The 13,770-nt window shown below is 56.9% G+C and carries 15 protein-coding genes; 8 read left to right on the forward strand and 7 right to left on the reverse strand.

Going from position 1 to position 13,770, the window contains the following annotated elements:
- Nucleotides 1-246 precede the first annotated feature (246 nt).
- Nucleotides 247-1,761: a M20/M25/M40 family metallo-hydrolase gene (locus MPRO_RS26515; protein WP_067294118.1), complete on the reverse strand. Its 1,515-nt coding sequence runs from the start codon at nt 1,759-1,761 to the stop codon at nt 247-249.
- A gap of 223 nt (nt 1,762-1,984) precedes the next feature.
- The gene (locus MPRO_RS25860; RefSeq protein WP_158651831.1) at nt 1,985-2,146 is read right to left on the reverse strand and encodes a hypothetical protein; all 162 of its coding nucleotides are present in this window, start codon (nt 2,144-2,146) and stop codon (nt 1,985-1,987) included.
- Between the two features lie 79 nt (nt 2,147-2,225).
- Between MPRO_RS25860 and MPRO_RS14665 the strand changes: the two genes are divergently transcribed.
- Complete coding sequence (locus MPRO_RS14665; protein WP_067294121.1) at nt 2,226-2,462, forward strand: hypothetical protein; 237 nt, start codon at nt 2,226-2,228, stop codon at nt 2,460-2,462.
- On the opposite strand, the gene MPRO_RS14670 is transcribed toward MPRO_RS14665, so the two are convergent.
- Nucleotides 2,445-3,416 carry a LysR family transcriptional regulator gene (locus MPRO_RS14670; RefSeq protein ID WP_082708810.1) on the reverse strand — a complete coding sequence of 324 codons (972 nt, stop codon included), beginning with the start codon at nt 3,414-3,416 and terminating at the stop codon, nt 2,445-2,447. The two genes, MPRO_RS14665 and MPRO_RS14670, sit on opposite strands and share 18 nt — an antisense overlap.
- Nucleotides 3,417-3,548: 132 nt before the next feature.
- Between MPRO_RS14670 and MPRO_RS14675 the strand changes: the two genes are divergently transcribed.
- Nucleotides 3,549-4,784 (forward strand): OprD family outer membrane porin, encoded by a 1,236-nt coding sequence (locus tag MPRO_RS14675; RefSeq protein ID WP_067294126.1) that lies wholly within the window; start codon nt 3,549-3,551, stop codon nt 4,782-4,784.
- Nucleotides 4,785-5,100: 316 nt separating this feature from the next.
- Entirely contained in the window at nt 5,101-5,970 is an 870-nt protein-coding gene (locus MPRO_RS14680) for an alpha/beta fold hydrolase (RefSeq protein WP_067294129.1), read from the forward strand.
- 86 nt (nt 5,971-6,056) lie between these two features.
- On the opposite strand, the gene MPRO_RS14685 is transcribed toward MPRO_RS14680, so the two are convergent.
- Both MPRO_RS14685 and MPRO_RS14690 read right to left on the reverse strand, forming a co-directional pair.
- Nucleotides 6,057-6,272: a TIGR02450 family Trp-rich protein gene (locus tag MPRO_RS14685; protein ID WP_067294131.1), complete on the reverse strand. Its 216-nt coding sequence runs from the start codon at nt 6,270-6,272 to the stop codon at nt 6,057-6,059.
- A 120-nt stretch (nt 6,273-6,392) separates the two neighbouring features.
- Nucleotides 6,393-6,608: a TIGR02450 family Trp-rich protein gene (locus MPRO_RS14690; protein ID WP_067294133.1), complete on the reverse strand. Its 216-nt coding sequence runs from the start codon at nt 6,606-6,608 to the stop codon at nt 6,393-6,395.
- Between the two features lie 260 nt (nt 6,609-6,868).
- Here MPRO_RS14690 and hemH point away from each other — a divergent pair, with 260 nt between their 5' ends.
- The 4 genes from hemH (at nt 6,869) to MPRO_RS14710 (ending at nt 11,524) form a co-directional block, all read left to right on the forward strand.
- Nucleotides 6,869-7,894, forward strand: coding sequence for a ferrochelatase (hemH, locus tag MPRO_RS14695; protein WP_067294136.1), 1,026 nt, complete (start codon nt 6,869-6,871; stop codon nt 7,892-7,894).
- 512 nt (nt 7,895-8,406) lie between these two features.
- Nucleotides 8,407-9,342, forward strand: a complete 936-nt coding sequence (locus MPRO_RS14700) for a sugar phosphate isomerase/epimerase family protein (RefSeq protein ID WP_067294139.1) — start codon at nt 8,407-8,409, stop codon at nt 9,340-9,342.
- Nucleotides 9,343-9,360: 18 nt separating this feature from the next.
- Nucleotides 9,361-10,533: a Gfo/Idh/MocA family protein gene (locus MPRO_RS14705; RefSeq protein ID WP_067294142.1), complete on the forward strand. Its 1,173-nt coding sequence runs from the start codon at nt 9,361-9,363 to the stop codon at nt 10,531-10,533.
- Between the two features lie 139 nt (nt 10,534-10,672).
- Nucleotides 10,673-11,524, forward strand: a complete 852-nt coding sequence (locus tag MPRO_RS14710) for an AraC family transcriptional regulator (RefSeq protein WP_082708812.1) — start codon at nt 10,673-10,675, stop codon at nt 11,522-11,524.
- Nucleotides 11,525-11,583: 59 nt separating this feature from the next.
- On the opposite strand, the gene MPRO_RS14715 is transcribed toward MPRO_RS14710, so the two are convergent.
- Nucleotides 11,584-11,925 carry a winged helix-turn-helix transcriptional regulator gene (locus MPRO_RS14715; RefSeq protein ID WP_067294143.1) on the reverse strand — a complete coding sequence of 114 codons (342 nt, stop codon included), beginning with the start codon at nt 11,923-11,925 and terminating at the stop codon, nt 11,584-11,586.
- Nucleotides 11,926-12,035: 110 nt separating this feature from the next.
- Between MPRO_RS14715 and MPRO_RS14720 the strand changes: the two genes are divergently transcribed.
- Nucleotides 12,036-12,803 carry an SDR family NAD(P)-dependent oxidoreductase gene (locus tag MPRO_RS14720; RefSeq protein WP_067294145.1) on the forward strand — a complete coding sequence of 256 codons (768 nt, stop codon included), beginning with the start codon at nt 12,036-12,038 and terminating at the stop codon, nt 12,801-12,803.
- Nucleotides 12,804-12,827: 24 nt separating this feature from the next.
- Here the strand turns inward: MPRO_RS14720 and MPRO_RS14725 are convergent, their stop codons facing one another.
- Nucleotides 12,828-13,769 (reverse strand): LysR family transcriptional regulator, encoded by a 942-nt coding sequence (locus MPRO_RS14725; protein ID WP_067294148.1) that lies wholly within the window; start codon nt 13,767-13,769, stop codon nt 12,828-12,830.
- Between the last annotated feature and the right edge of the window lies 1 nt (nt 13,770).

Genomic DNA, 13,770 nt, shown 5'->3' on the forward strand with positions numbered 1-13,770 from the left:
TTTTAGTGATTTCATTTGCAGTGCGTCGACGCACGTGGGAACTACACGTAGGGGGTCGTCGGAAGCGTCAGAAGTGTATGAGAGACAGCCTGTAGCTTGTCCGGTGGGCAGCTAACGCTGTGTAAATCGGCAATCCTGCCGATTTATCGTCTTAAAACACCGCAAAAACCCGCTCAAATCAGTCGGCTCTCGCTACGGCCAGCATTCTCGGACAGCCTCCTGGCCTCCCTGTATCGCAGTGGTGTGTTATCGACGCAGTTTGTTGCCCAGATACTCAAGGGTTTCGGCTGCCTTTTTCGCCTTGTCAGAGCCCTTGTCGGTACCATTGACCGAGGACGTGGTCATCGCGAAGCTATAGATCGCGTGGGCAGCGGCATCGGACATTTGATCCAGCGCTTGCAGGCTGATGTTGTCATAGGTATCGCAGGCCAGGTGATAGCAAGGATCGTACTGATCCCCAGCGGTGCCGCCATAAAGTGCGGCTTCTTCTTCGGACTTGATATCTTCGGCGCCAGTGAATAGGCCGCCTGCGGGTATGCCGGCTGCAATGAAGGGACCATAATCGGAGCGGCCGTCGAAGGCGGTGGCTTCGACTGGCAGAGCTTGAGCGGCAAAGTAGTCGAGGAATACCTGCTCGATATTACTCGAGCCGTTCGGGCCTGCGGCTTCGGTGGCCGATCCGTCGCCGTCGTATACAAAGCGCACGAAATTGGGCGAACCTATCATGTCGAAATTGAGATTCAACGCAATGTTCTTGATCTCGCGCGGCGACAATCCGTCGACGTAGGCCTGCGAACCCTGTAGTCCGGACTCTTCAGCGCCCCACCAGGCAAAGCGAACCTTGTTACGGGGTTCTGTGCCCATGGCTGCCATCTGCAGTGCAATCTCGAGGATCGCCGCGGAGCCGCTGCCATTATCCTGAATACCAGGGCCTTCGGGTACAGAGTCCAGGTGGGCACCGACTACAACAACTCGGTCATCCCGGCCCCCCATGGTTTCGGCGATCACATTATCGGTAGTACGAACCTCAGATACGGCGTCGACGCTGAGTTTAGCCATCACGCCGCCGGCAGCAAGCTCCTCTCCCACGGAGAAGGCGGCGCCCACGACAGGTATGCCAACCACAGGGTCTGCCAGGGTACCGTTGAAGGCGTCTGTTCGTCCTGGCTGACCTTCATTAAATATCACGACCCCAACTGCACCGGCGTTTTCTGCATTGAGTGCCTTTAGTTGAAAGCTGCAGCTGCCCCGCTGAATCACTGCAATATTCCCAACAGGGAAGCCGGCGAAATCTGTCGCTTCACAGCCACTTGTTGAATTGTTGGCATCAGCGCCGGGTGGCAATTGCAGATCAACGCCTGTGGCCGCTGCCGTTACGTTACCGCCACCGGAATACGTCATGGTGACAAAACCACTGATATCGGCATAGGGGTATACCCTGATGATAGGTGCTGTCTGCTCCAGTATTGCAGGCGAAAACTCCTCGAAATATGGAAAGTCAAAGGGTTCTATCGAGACATCATAACCGGCGTCCAGCATCATTTGCGCAACATAGGTGGCTGATTCGTCGTAGCCCCCGGTCGTGGCCGCGCGCGTGCCTCCATTGGCGTCGGCAAAATCCTGGAAGGCCAGCTGATGGCTTCTGACGCCTTCTACGGTGACGGCGCTGCGCAGGGTAGCGGTGTCGATCGGCACCGCGCCCCAGCCAGTTGGACTGGCAGCTGCTACAGCGACCAACAGCGCATATCTGATATTTTTCATTTAGTACTCCTCTACGGATATTCCACCGAAGACGGCGCATTGAGCACTTCAGTGAGTGTCAAACAAAACGGGTATTGTGACCGGGGGCACCAAGTATAAAACAATCGTTTCATACATTTGGCTGCCCGGCGGCCATGAAAGCGTAGAGCAACTTTGTGGTATTGGCCTGGCGGATAAACGGTATCCTTCGCCGTCATCCGTTATGAACAGGAAGTGCGGTCTTTTAGCTTTTATCCCTGAGTCGTCTATTAACCCGCCGGGTTAATAGCGCGAAATGATGATATAGCGCAGGCATAACATGAAAACCGGCATTCCAGAGAAAAGCGTCGCCGAGCAGCGGATGGGTTTCGGCGATCTGCTCTGCGGTGGCATGGTAAGCGGCCATGGGCGCGCAATCCGAATGTTGAACAGGAATGTCAGGGCGTGGCCGTCAAGCCGGGTGTCTTGCGATAGCGCTGAGACGCTTGATTGATGAGCCCTATACTGCAGCCTTCGGTGATACCTTTGTGGCCGTGGAGCGTTTGCGACTGGTGAATGAAGGTGTAATCAGAATGAATATCACCCAGCTGATTGAAGACTGCTGGCGCTGGATATTCAATAACCTATGGGCTTTTAAGGGCTTGCTCAGCAAAGGCAGCCGTTTAGATGTTAATAAGCGCAGCACTCCACAGAGGCTGCGCTTTTTATTGGCTGGCACCTGATACCGGTGTTGTCGTTGTTTGTGGAGTCGCGGCTCTGTTTGCCGGCAGCAGCGACACTGTCCTGGCGTGGTCCGGGAAGGTCGTCAGCAGGTGATCGATAAGCAGCCGGGTGCGCGCCGGCAGATAGTTGCGGGACGAATAATAGATCCAGATGGGAACCGGCGGCGGGGCGAAGCTGTCCAGTAGGGGCACCAGGATGCCGCTGCGGATATCGGCTGCGGCATGCCAGAGTCCCAGCAGCGCTATTCCCATCCCCAAACGTGCGGCGTCCAGTGTGGCTTCCACTGTGGTAACAGTAGGGCCGCCGCAGGGCATGACTTTAGCGCTTTTGCCGGCGACTCGATAAGACCAGGGCTGGATGCGGCCCGAGGTGGGAGAGCGGTAGCCGATGCAGCGATGCTGCGCCAGCGCGTTGGGATGCAGAGGCACGGGGTGGGCTGCAAGGTAGTCCTGCGAGGCTACCGTCACCCAGGATTGGGGGGGGAGCGGGCGGGCAATCAACTGGCTGTCTTCGTGCACGCCATTACCGATGCCAATATCGAAGCCTTCCCCCACCAGGTCGCGTATGCGGTCGTCGAAATGCAGGTCCAGTTCTATATCGGGGTAGCGCTGCTGGAACGCCGGCAGCAGCGGCAAAATCAGACGGCGGCCGAAACTGCCGGGCAGATTGACCTTTAGTCTTCCGCAGGCGGCCTGTTGGGTATCGGTACTGAGTGTGAGTTGCTGTTCCAGTTCATCGAGCAGCGGCATCACGCGCTCAGCGAGCTTCTGGCCATCCTGGGTCAGGGTCAGGGAATGGGTGGTGCGATGGAACAGTCGCAGGCCCAAATTTTTCTCCAGCTGGGCAATAGCCTTGCTGACGGCGGCGGCAGAAATGCCCAGCTGGCGCGCTGCGGACGAAAAATTTCCGGCGACGATCACGGTACGAAACAGGGATAACTGAGGTGGAATCATAGTGGTTTATGCCTGCCTTAAACTTATGGTTTAAACAGTAATAACGCGCAGAATACTACTGTAAACCGACCGGTACGTATATGGTTCAGGCTTTCGAGTTTCGATTCACCTTTGGCAAGGAGCTAGACCTTCATGCAATTCAAGCGCACCGCGATCACCGCCGCTGTCCTGGCATCTACAACCCTGAGTCTGCAGGCGACTGCCGCCGGTTCCGGTTTGTTTGAAGATGACAGCCTGTCGGCCAGTTTCCGTACCTTCTACTTCAACCGTGACAAGGATTCCGGCAACGCCGATTCCGAAGCCCTGGGTCAGGCACTGCGACTGGATTACCAGTCTGGCTATGCCAACGACCTGATTGGCTTTGATGCATCCCTGTTCAGTGTCGCCAAGCTGTCCGGCGATCGGGGCGAAGGCGGTACTGGCGTACTGCAGACCAACACTGACGGCTCCCAGAGTGGTTACACCAAGCTCGGCCAGGCGCTGGTCAAGCTGAAGCTGGGTGAAAACGCGGAACTGCGCGCCGGTCGCATGGTGCTGGATACGCCGCTGTTCAACGATTCTGATTCCCGCGCTACCTCCAGTGCAACCCAGGCGGTGATGGCTACTGGTAACTTCAACGGTGTCGATCTGTACGGTATCTGGTCCGACAAGGGCACATCCAAGACCGAAGACGATTTTGAGTCCTATACCGATAATACTGGCAAGGATTTTGAAGTCGCGGTCATTGGTGGTGGCTACAGCTTCGACAACGGCCTGGCATTACAGCTGGCCTACGGCGAAGCAGATAACGTGCTGCAGCAGACCTATGTCAACGCCAGCTACCCGGTGCAGCTGTCCGGCGGTGCCGAGTTGGTGCTGGATCTGCACCACTACCACGGTGAAGCCGATGGCGCTGGCGCGCTGGACTCCGTAGGTTCGGATTACGAAAGTGATCTGACCAACCTGGCGGCCCAGCTGAAGATCGACAATGCCAAATTCACCCTGTCCTGGCAGAACGTCGATGGCGACGAATATGAAGAGTCCTGGGATGGATTCGATCACGACGACAGCGGCCTGAGCAGCTGGAACTCGGTGCAGCGTCTGGACTTTGACCGCGCCAACGAGCAATCTTGGCAGGCACGTGTTGATTACGATTTCGCGGCGGTTCCTGGCTTGTCGTTCATGACCCGTTACACCCGCGGCACCGATATCCGTCGCAGCGATGCCACCGAAGGCAAGGAATGGGAACGTGATGTGGAGCTGAAATACAGCTTCCAGAACATTGAAGGCCTGTCCCTGCGCCTGCGTAACGCCAGCGTTCGCTCCAGCGAAACCTACAACTCGGACGAAAACCGTCTGATCCTGAACTACACCATCGCCGTGCTCTAACCGCATGACGCTCGTGTAGAGCAGCTTTTTCAGGCCTGTGACGCTACTTTCCCCGGCGCACAGGCCTTCTTCGTTTCTGGCCCCAGCTTTTTCCAGCTTCTAGCTTCTAACTTCTAGCCCCTAGCCCCTAGCCCCTGACTTTTACCCATAGCCCCTTTTCTGTTCCTCGTACCTCGTACCTCGTACCTCGTACCTCGTACCTCGTACCTCGTACCTCGTACCTCGCACCTCGTACCTTTTATGCACAGAAAATTTGCACCAGCGCCCGTGATGGGTGCAAGCTGCAGGCTCACTGTTACACGCAAGGAACTGTTGCATGCCTGAGCTAATCCCCGGCGAATATAATGTCGTTTTGAATGGCACTCGCATTCACTACAGTGTTCGGGGCCAGGGGCCTGTATTGATCGCCCATTCCGGTGGTCCTGGCTGGGATGCGCGCTCCTGGGATGATTTGGCCGGTATCGATGCCTTCGCGAGCGTTATTGTCCTGCATCCGCGGGGTTCTGGTCTGTCGGCGGCACCCGCCAATGGCGCCTACGGGCTGGCGGATTATGCCGCCGATCTGGATGCGCTGTGCAGCCACCTGGAGCTGGAAAAACCCGCCATTCTGGGCTGGTCCCACGGTGGCATGGTGGCCCAGGAGTATGCCCGCCGTTATCCCGACGGGCCAGGAAAACTCATTCTCTACAGCAGCAGTGCCTGTTTTGGCGCCAGCCTCACAGATCCGCAGCAAATGCTCAGCGCCCTGATGGCTTACCAGAATCAGCCCTGGTTTGCGGATTCGATGGCGGCCCTGCGGGACTGGTGGTCAGGTCGCTGTACGACCGATGAAGAGGCCAGTAAATTATGGTCACGGATGGTGAAATTTCACTTTAGTGCCTTTGATGGCAAGGCTGAGCAGTATCTGCAGCGTACTGCACAATTGCCTCTGCACATTGCGCCGTTACTAACCTTTATGGGTAGCGAGGCTGCGAGCATGGATCTGAGGCCTGGGCTCAAAAGGCTGCAGATTCCGGCGCTGGTGATTGCCGGTCGCCAGGATTGTGTAACGCCACTGGCGATGTCAGAAGAAATTGCCCGGGAGATCCCTGGCGCCCAGCTGGAAGTGTTTGAAAACTCGGGGCACTTCGCCCATGTCGAAGAGCCGGAGCGGTTTTGTGAGGTGCTGCGGCGCTTTCTGGGGTGATACGGCGGCTTGTCGCTGATCTGTATCGGCGGTTTACTCTGTGCCTGGAGTGTGGAACAACCCAAAGCAGTCCAGGTATGGACACTTTATTTCCAGCCCATACTCCAGTGACTATCGTCCTGCAGCGTCTGCCAGGGCAGGCGCTGGTTGCGCTTGGACAATACCGCCTGAAGCTCGACTTCCAGCACAGTGCCTTCGTCGTCCCGAAACAGCTCCGTTACCAGGAAGTGCTTCTCTCGATTGTGCGGCAGGGTTGCGGTCCATTTGGACAGCTGCAGTTTTTGCGGATTGATGCGGTTCACGATGGTGTCTCTCCTCTGGGGTGCGGTGATTACTGAGTATACGCACAGGAACCGAGACTGGATGACTCAGCAAAGTAGGCGTCAATTTAGCCTATCGTGTTTTACTGAGGGAAGTGCTGTTCAGACCCAACCGGGTGTCCAGAGTGTATCGTCCTGCAGTGCCTGCCAGCACAGGCGCAGGGTGCTTTGAGGCTTGGTGGCGCGAAGTTCGACATCTTGCAGGCGATTCTCGTCATCAAAAACAACTGCGGTCACCAGGAAGTGGCTTTCACTGTTCTTGGGATCAGTTGCTGTCCATTTGGAGAGCTGCAGCGCGCCTGGATTAATTGGATTCATGATAACTGACCTTCTCTCGCTGCAGTGTCGGCGTCCATGCTGTTAATCAATGCCTGTATAGTCAAATTCCTTTCTGTCGCATTGGTGGGCATTGAGCTGATGCTACTTTCCAAAGACAGATACGGTTGCAGCCATGAAATGGATCAGCCGGGCGAGTTTTTTATCTGTTTCAATGACAGCGGCAGGACTTCGCCCTAGAATTTAGCGCTTTTAAGCTGTCCGTTGCCTTAGTGGCGGGCGAATTTGAAACAGGAGATGGCATGAAGGATCAGGCGTTACTGTTGGTTAACCTGGGCTCGCCGGCCTCGACCGAGGTGGCGGATGTTCGACGCTACCTGAACCAGTTCCTGATGGACCCCTATGTGATCGATCTGCCCTGGCCGGTACGCCGCCTGCTGGTGTCGCTGATTCTGATCCGCCGGCCCAAGGATTCGGCTCATGCCTACGCCTCCATCTGGTGGGAGCAGGGCTCGCCGCTGGTGGTACTGAGCCAGCGCCTGCAGCAGGCCATGGCAAGCACCTGGCAGCAGGGCCCGGTGGAGCTGGCCATGCGTTACGGTGAGCCGTCGATCGAAACCCAGTTAAGTAAACTCGCCGCCCAGGGTATTACGAGAGTGACGCTGGCGCCGCTCTATCCACAGTTTGCCGACAGCACCGTGACCACGGTAATCGAAGAGGCGAAGCGGGTATTGAGCGAGCGCAAACTGGACATTCAACTGTCGCTGCTGCAGCCTTTTTATGATCAGCCTGAATATATGGATGCGCTGGTGGCAAGTGCCCGACCGCACCTGGTGCAGGATTACGATCATCTGCTGTTGAGTTTTCATGGCCTGCCGGAGCGGCATCTGAAAAAACTCGATGTGACCGGCAGTCATTGCTGCGGCGCTGCAGATTGCTGTGCCACAGCGCCCGCCGAGGTACTGCAGCACTGCTACCGTGCCCAATGCATGCACAGTGCCGAGGCTTTCGCCGCTCAGCTGGGCCTGCCCGCCGATAAATGGTCAGTGTCTTTTCAGTCCCGCCTTGGGCGCGCCAAATGGATAGAGCCCTACACCGAACAGCGCCTTGAAGAACTGGCCCACCAGGGCGTAAAGAAGATACTGGTGATGTGCCCGGCCTTTGTCGCGGACTGTATCGAAACGCTGGAGGAGATAGGTGACCGGGGCAGCGAACAGTTCCGCAGCGCCGGTGGCGAAGAACTGGTGCTGGTGCCCTGCCTGAATGATCATCCCGACTGGGTGGCGGCGCTGAACAGCCTGTGCGAGCGGGCACCGATGATGAAATAACCCGCAGCTGCGCTCTGTCGCAGACATTTCGCCATCGTGACGCATATAGAAACGGCCCTGCTTTTGCAGGGCCGTTTCTATATGGGGCTGCTTCAGTGGGATCTTGTCCTCTGAGAGCCTGGGCAACCCGCTGCCCGATTACAGGCCTGCCAGGTGCTCAATAGCAAGAAAGTGAAGTTACTGGCCTTGTCCAGGTGCATACCAGGTACTGGGCCAGAAGGCGAACTTTGCTTCTGTCGGCATTCGCATCTTTCAGTGCTCCCTTAAAAAGCGAGCGCTTCAGGCCGCTGAGTAGCCAATATTGAGTATTTCTTCGCGATTTTTACCGCGCTTGTGCTGCGCATTACATCCTGAAAATGAGCAAGAATTCAAACGTCGATACCGGCCCTGCCTGATTAAATATGCACTATCCGCTGGCAAGGTTTGATAGGGCGCTGCACTGCAGGCTGATTGTCGTGCCGCATCCAGGGCCAGGCCTGGGCAATCCGTGTTACCCAATTCGAGGCACACTAATGAGCATAAAAATTTCCAGTGCACCCTGCTGCTGGGGTGTCGACGATCCCCGTAACCCCCACCTTCCGCCCTGGCAGAAAGTGCTCGATGAAGCTGCCATTGCTGGCTACAAGGGCATAGAGCTGGGTCCCTATGGCTACCTGCCGCTTGATATCGAAACGGTGAGCGCGGCGCTTGAACAGCGGGGGTTGAGTATCGTCGCAGGCACCATTTTCGACAATCTGGTTGACCCCGCCAATCTCGACAGTCTGCTCCGGCAGACCCATGAGATCTGCGCGCTGATCTCGAGCCTGCCGAAGCTGGCGCAGGAAAAAGGTCAGCATTATCCGGCGCCCTACCTGGTGCTGATCGATCATGTGCATGCAGAGCGCAGCCTGGTGGCCGGGCACCCCGGGGCGGCGCCGCGCCTGAGTGCGGAAAAATGGGCGCAGACCATGGCACATATCCGTGCCATTGCCGAGCTGGCCCGGGATGAATACGGCATCCGCGCCGTGGTGCATCCCCATGCCGGCGGCTATATCGAGTTTGAGGACGAAATTCGTCAGCTGCTGCTGGATGTGCCCTACGCTATCGCGGGCCTGTGCCTGGATACCGGCCATCTGTACTACTCGAAGATGGATCCGGTGGCGTGGATTCGTGAACACAAGGATCGCATCGACTACCTGCACTTCAAGGATATCGAGCCTGGGATCTATAGCGCCGTCATGGGCCAACCCATCGACTTCTTTGCCGCCTGTGCCAAGGGCGTCATGTGTCCCATCGGCCAGGGGGTGGTGGATTACGACGCCATCTATCAGTTGCTCAGGGATATCGATTATCAGGGCTATATCACTATCGAACAGGAGCGTGATCCGCGCAATGCCGCCGGCAGTCTTGAGGATGTGACGGCAAGTCTTGCGTATCTGCAGGGCAAAGGCTTTAACCAACAACAATAAAACGCTGAGGCAAATAACATGATCAATGGTGAACTGAAAGTCGCACGCCCGATTCGCTGGGCCATGGTGGGGGGCGGCCGCGCGAGCCAGATAGGCTACATTCATCGCTCGGCTGCACTGCGAGACAATGTCTTCAAACTGGTAGCCGGAGCCTTCGATATAGACCCTGAGCGTGGGCGTGATTTTGGCTTGCGCCTGCAGGTGGAGGCTGAGCGCTGCTATGGCGATTACCAGGCCATGTTTGACGCCGAAGCGAAAAGGCCCGATGGCATTCAGGCCGTCTCGATCGCGACGCCCAATGGTACCCACTTCGCCATCTGCAAGGCGGCGCTGCACGCCGGGCTGCATGTGGTGTGTGAAAAGCCGCTCTGCTTCACGCTGGCAGAAGCCCAGGAGCTGCGCGCTCTGGCAGAGGCAAAGGGGCGAATCGTCGGCGTCACCTATGGCTACGCAGGGCACCAGTTGATCCGCCAGGCTCGGGCGATGATCGCCAATGGCGACCTGGGCGAGATTCGCATCATTAACATGCAGTTTGCCCACGGTTTTCACAGCGAAGCGGTGGAGGGGGCCAACCCCAGCACTCAATGGCGGGTCGATCCCCGCTTTGCCGGGCCCAGCTATGTGCTGGGGGATGTCGGTACCCACCCGCTGTATCTATCGGAGGTGATGTTGCCTGCGCTTAAAATCAAGCGCCTGCTGTGCAGCCGGCAGAGCTTCGTCAAAAGCCGGGCGCCGCTGGAGGATAACGCCTTTGTGATGATGGAGTACGAGGGCGGCGCGGCGGGCACGCTCTGGGCGTCGGCGGTTAACGCAGGTTCCATGCATGGCCAGAAAATCAGGGTAATCGGCTCCAAAGCCAGCCTGGAGTGGTGGGATGAGCACCCCAATCAGCTGATCTACGAAGTGCAGGGCAAACCCTCTCAGGTACTGGAGCGTGGCATGGATTACCTTTATCCCGATGCGCTGGAAGATGACCGTATCGGTGCCGGTCATCCTGAAGGTCTGTTCGAGGCCTGGTCCAATCTGTATTACCGCTTTGCCCTGGCCATGGAAGCCATGGACAAGGGGGATGCGGCACTGGCCGGTACCTTGGGTATTCCGGATATCGAGGCTGGATGCGAGGGGGTGCGCTGGGTCGAGAACTGCGTGCGTTCTGCAGATCTGGGGGCAACCTGGGTCGATTACGCATAGCGCCCTGGCGCGAAGGCGCACAGAGTTGCGTCATCGGCGGGGCTCTGCGAGCATTGGCGCAGGCGGCATGGCGCCGTCGCCTGCGCCGTCCGCCACCTGGCGGTGATACTCAGGCTCTGTTGTTGCGGAGACAGGCAGTATGATGCAGCGGTTCGCAAAGCGGAAATCCCGCAGTCGGCTGGAGATCGAAAGCCAGGCCGAGCTTATGTACATGTGCGCCGCCGACGCCACTCATACCCGGCTGCCCCGTGCCATGCACCGGCACGAGGATTGTATCGAGATTCTGTTTATCCGCGAGGGCAGCGGTTCTCATATTATTGATGGGCGCCAGTATCAGACCCGCAAGGGTGATGTGCTGATCTACAACAGCGGCGTGCTGCACGACGAGTCCGCCAGCCCCTATGCTGATATGAGCGTTTTCTGCTGTGCTTTCAGAAACCTGAAACTCAAGGGCCTGGGCAGGAACCGCATAACGGAACCGGGCGATAGTGTGGTGCTGCAAAGTGGTACGCTCTATGCCGAATTCGATCAGCTACTGCAGGTGCTTTATAGCCGGGTGTGCTGGGAGCACAGGTACGGGGGCGAGTTTTGCAATCAGCTGCTGCAGGCACTGATCGTGCTTGTGCTGAGCCTGATTCGCGATAATGAACCGAGTGTTGCTTCGGAGCATTTTGATATCGGGCAGCAGGTGAAAAACTATATTGACGAACATTACCGCGAAGCCATAGGCTTGAAGTCAATGGCGGCGGATATGCGTATCAGTCATTATTACCTGGCGCATAAGTTCAAAGCAGCCGTCGGCTGCTCCCCCATCCAGTATCTGATCAGACGGCGGATTGGCGAAGCCCAGTCGCTGCTGATCAATACCGATCTGAGCGCGACCGAAATCGCTACCATGGTCGGCTATGATAACTCCAATTATTTCATTACAGCCTTTAAAAAGGTGGTTGGCATTACCCCGAGTAATTACCGGGTGCAGTGCCTGAGATAATATTTTTTATGGAGATCGATATTGCCGTTTAATTTTTTCACCTTTCACCTGGTTTCTATTCATACCTCACTTTCAATCTCGTCCTGCAGTTTTTCAAGCTCATCCAGAATACGTACAAACTTTTCCCCAAAGCGGGTAACCTGATACTCAACGCGCGGTGGCGCTTCATTATAGGTCAGGCGCTGCAGAATACCGAAGTCCGTGTTTTTTCGCAGGCATTCGTTAAGTACCTTGGTGGTTAAACCTTCAACGCTGCGTACCATGGCGCCTGGGCGATTGATGCCGTTTGCCAGCAGCTGGTAAACGGTAAGCGACCATTTGCAGCCGTAAATGGTCTCGACCATGCGGGCGCTGCGCTCAGGCGCGGACTTTCTGGAAAATAATTTATCCTGATTTTTCATTAACATGTACCACTAAGTACCTACTACACCGGATTGTGCTTACTGTGCCAAAGGCTACTCAGTTTCATAGAATTCGTCTACACCTTGCAACGAGCAGTGGAGATAACTCGATGAAAAACATGAATAAACCTTTGGCCATGATCGTAGGTGGCTCCAGTGGAATGGGCCTGGCAACGGCACGCCAGTTACTCAATCGCGGTATTGATACGCTGATTGTCGGCAGTTCCGGTGCCAGGCTAGACGCCGCTAAAAAATCTCTCGTCGATATCGGGCAGGTTGAAACTCTGCAGGCCGATTTATACGACGCGAACGATATTCAGCATGTCATAGATTATGTCGCCAATGAACAGCGCCATATCAAGTATCTTGTGAATGCGGCTGGCAAGTTCAAGCCTACCGCTTTTCTGGAGCATGGCCACGAAGATTACGATACCTATATGGATCTGAACCGTGCCACTTTCTTTATCTCCCAGGCCGTGGCAAATAATATGGCGGCACACCAGGGAGGCTCAATTGTTCATATTGGTTCCATGTGGGCCAAGCAGGCAATCAAGGCCACGCCCTCGTCCGCATATTCAATGGCCAAGGCTGGGCTGCACTCGCTAACACAGCATATGGCAATGGAGCTGGCTGAGCACAATATTCGCGTGAATGCTGTTTCTCCGGCGGTTGTAAAAACGCCAATCTATGAAGCTTTTATTAACCCGGCCTTACTGGATGAAACCCTGGCGACCTTTGATAGTTTCCACCCTATTGGCCGGATTGGCGCCCCGGATGATGTGGCCTATGCGATTAATTTCCTTTTGGGGGATGAGTCCAGCTGGGTCACCGGTGCCATCTGGGATGTCGACGGCGGTGTGATAGCCGGGCGTAACTGATATTAAGTCTGGGGGACTGAGTTTTCAGATCCTGGTGCCGCGATTCAGCTCGGCGGCGACCAGGGCGCGCAGACGGTTGGCGATGGGGGAGAGCTGGCGGCCCTTTACCAGCAGCAGGTAATAGGGCGACAGCACTATGGGCCTTTTGATCGGCAGCACGCTGAGTTTGGCGCCGACACGGTTGCCGACCAGCAGGTCCGAGACTTCGCTGGCCAGGGGGGCTATGGCGGAGGTGGATACCAGCACGGCGATCATGGCCAGCAGGGAGGTGGTGTTGATGATATTGCTGGGCGGCTGCGCCCGCGCCTCCAGAAAGGCGGAGTCCACGGCTTCGCGGATGGGGGCGCGGTGGGTCTGCATGACCCATTCATAGTGTGTCAGGTCACCAATGGCGACCTCCCGTGCCCGCGCCAGCGGATGATCACTGCGCACCACCAGTTTCACGGTTTCTGTGCGCGCCGGCATCAGCTCGAATTCATTGGCGTTGAAGCCGGGCGGCAGCCGGGCCAGTACGAAGTCGTTCTTGCCGCCGATCAGATCCCGTACCAGTACCTCACTGGCCTCTACATTCACATGGATGTCGGCCTTGGGGGAGGTGGCCTTGAGCTGGTTGATGGCCGGAATCACAAAGCCCACCGCGGCACCGGTCACGGCGCCTACGGTGGCCATACCCCCTTCACCGCTTTTCAGTTCATCCAGATCCCGCGACAGATCCCGCAGTTCAACCAGCATGTTGTGCGCCCGCTGGGCCAGGGCGCGGCCGATCAGCGTTGGCACCATGCCCTTGGGGTGACGCTCGAACAGTTTGGCCCCCAGGTGCTGCTCTGTGTCGGCCAGCATGCGCGATGCCGCCGGCTGGGTGATGGCCAGCACATCGGCGGCCATGCGTATCTGGCCGTGTTCGGCGATCGCGCTGATCAGGCGCAGCTGGGTGATCTTCAGGTTTTTGGCGAGCCCGAGTTCCATA

The organism is Marinobacterium profundum, from assembly GCF_001528745.1.
In the GTDB taxonomy this organism is placed as follows: domain Bacteria; phylum Pseudomonadota; class Gammaproteobacteria; order Pseudomonadales; family Balneatricaceae; genus Marinobacterium_A; species Marinobacterium_A profundum.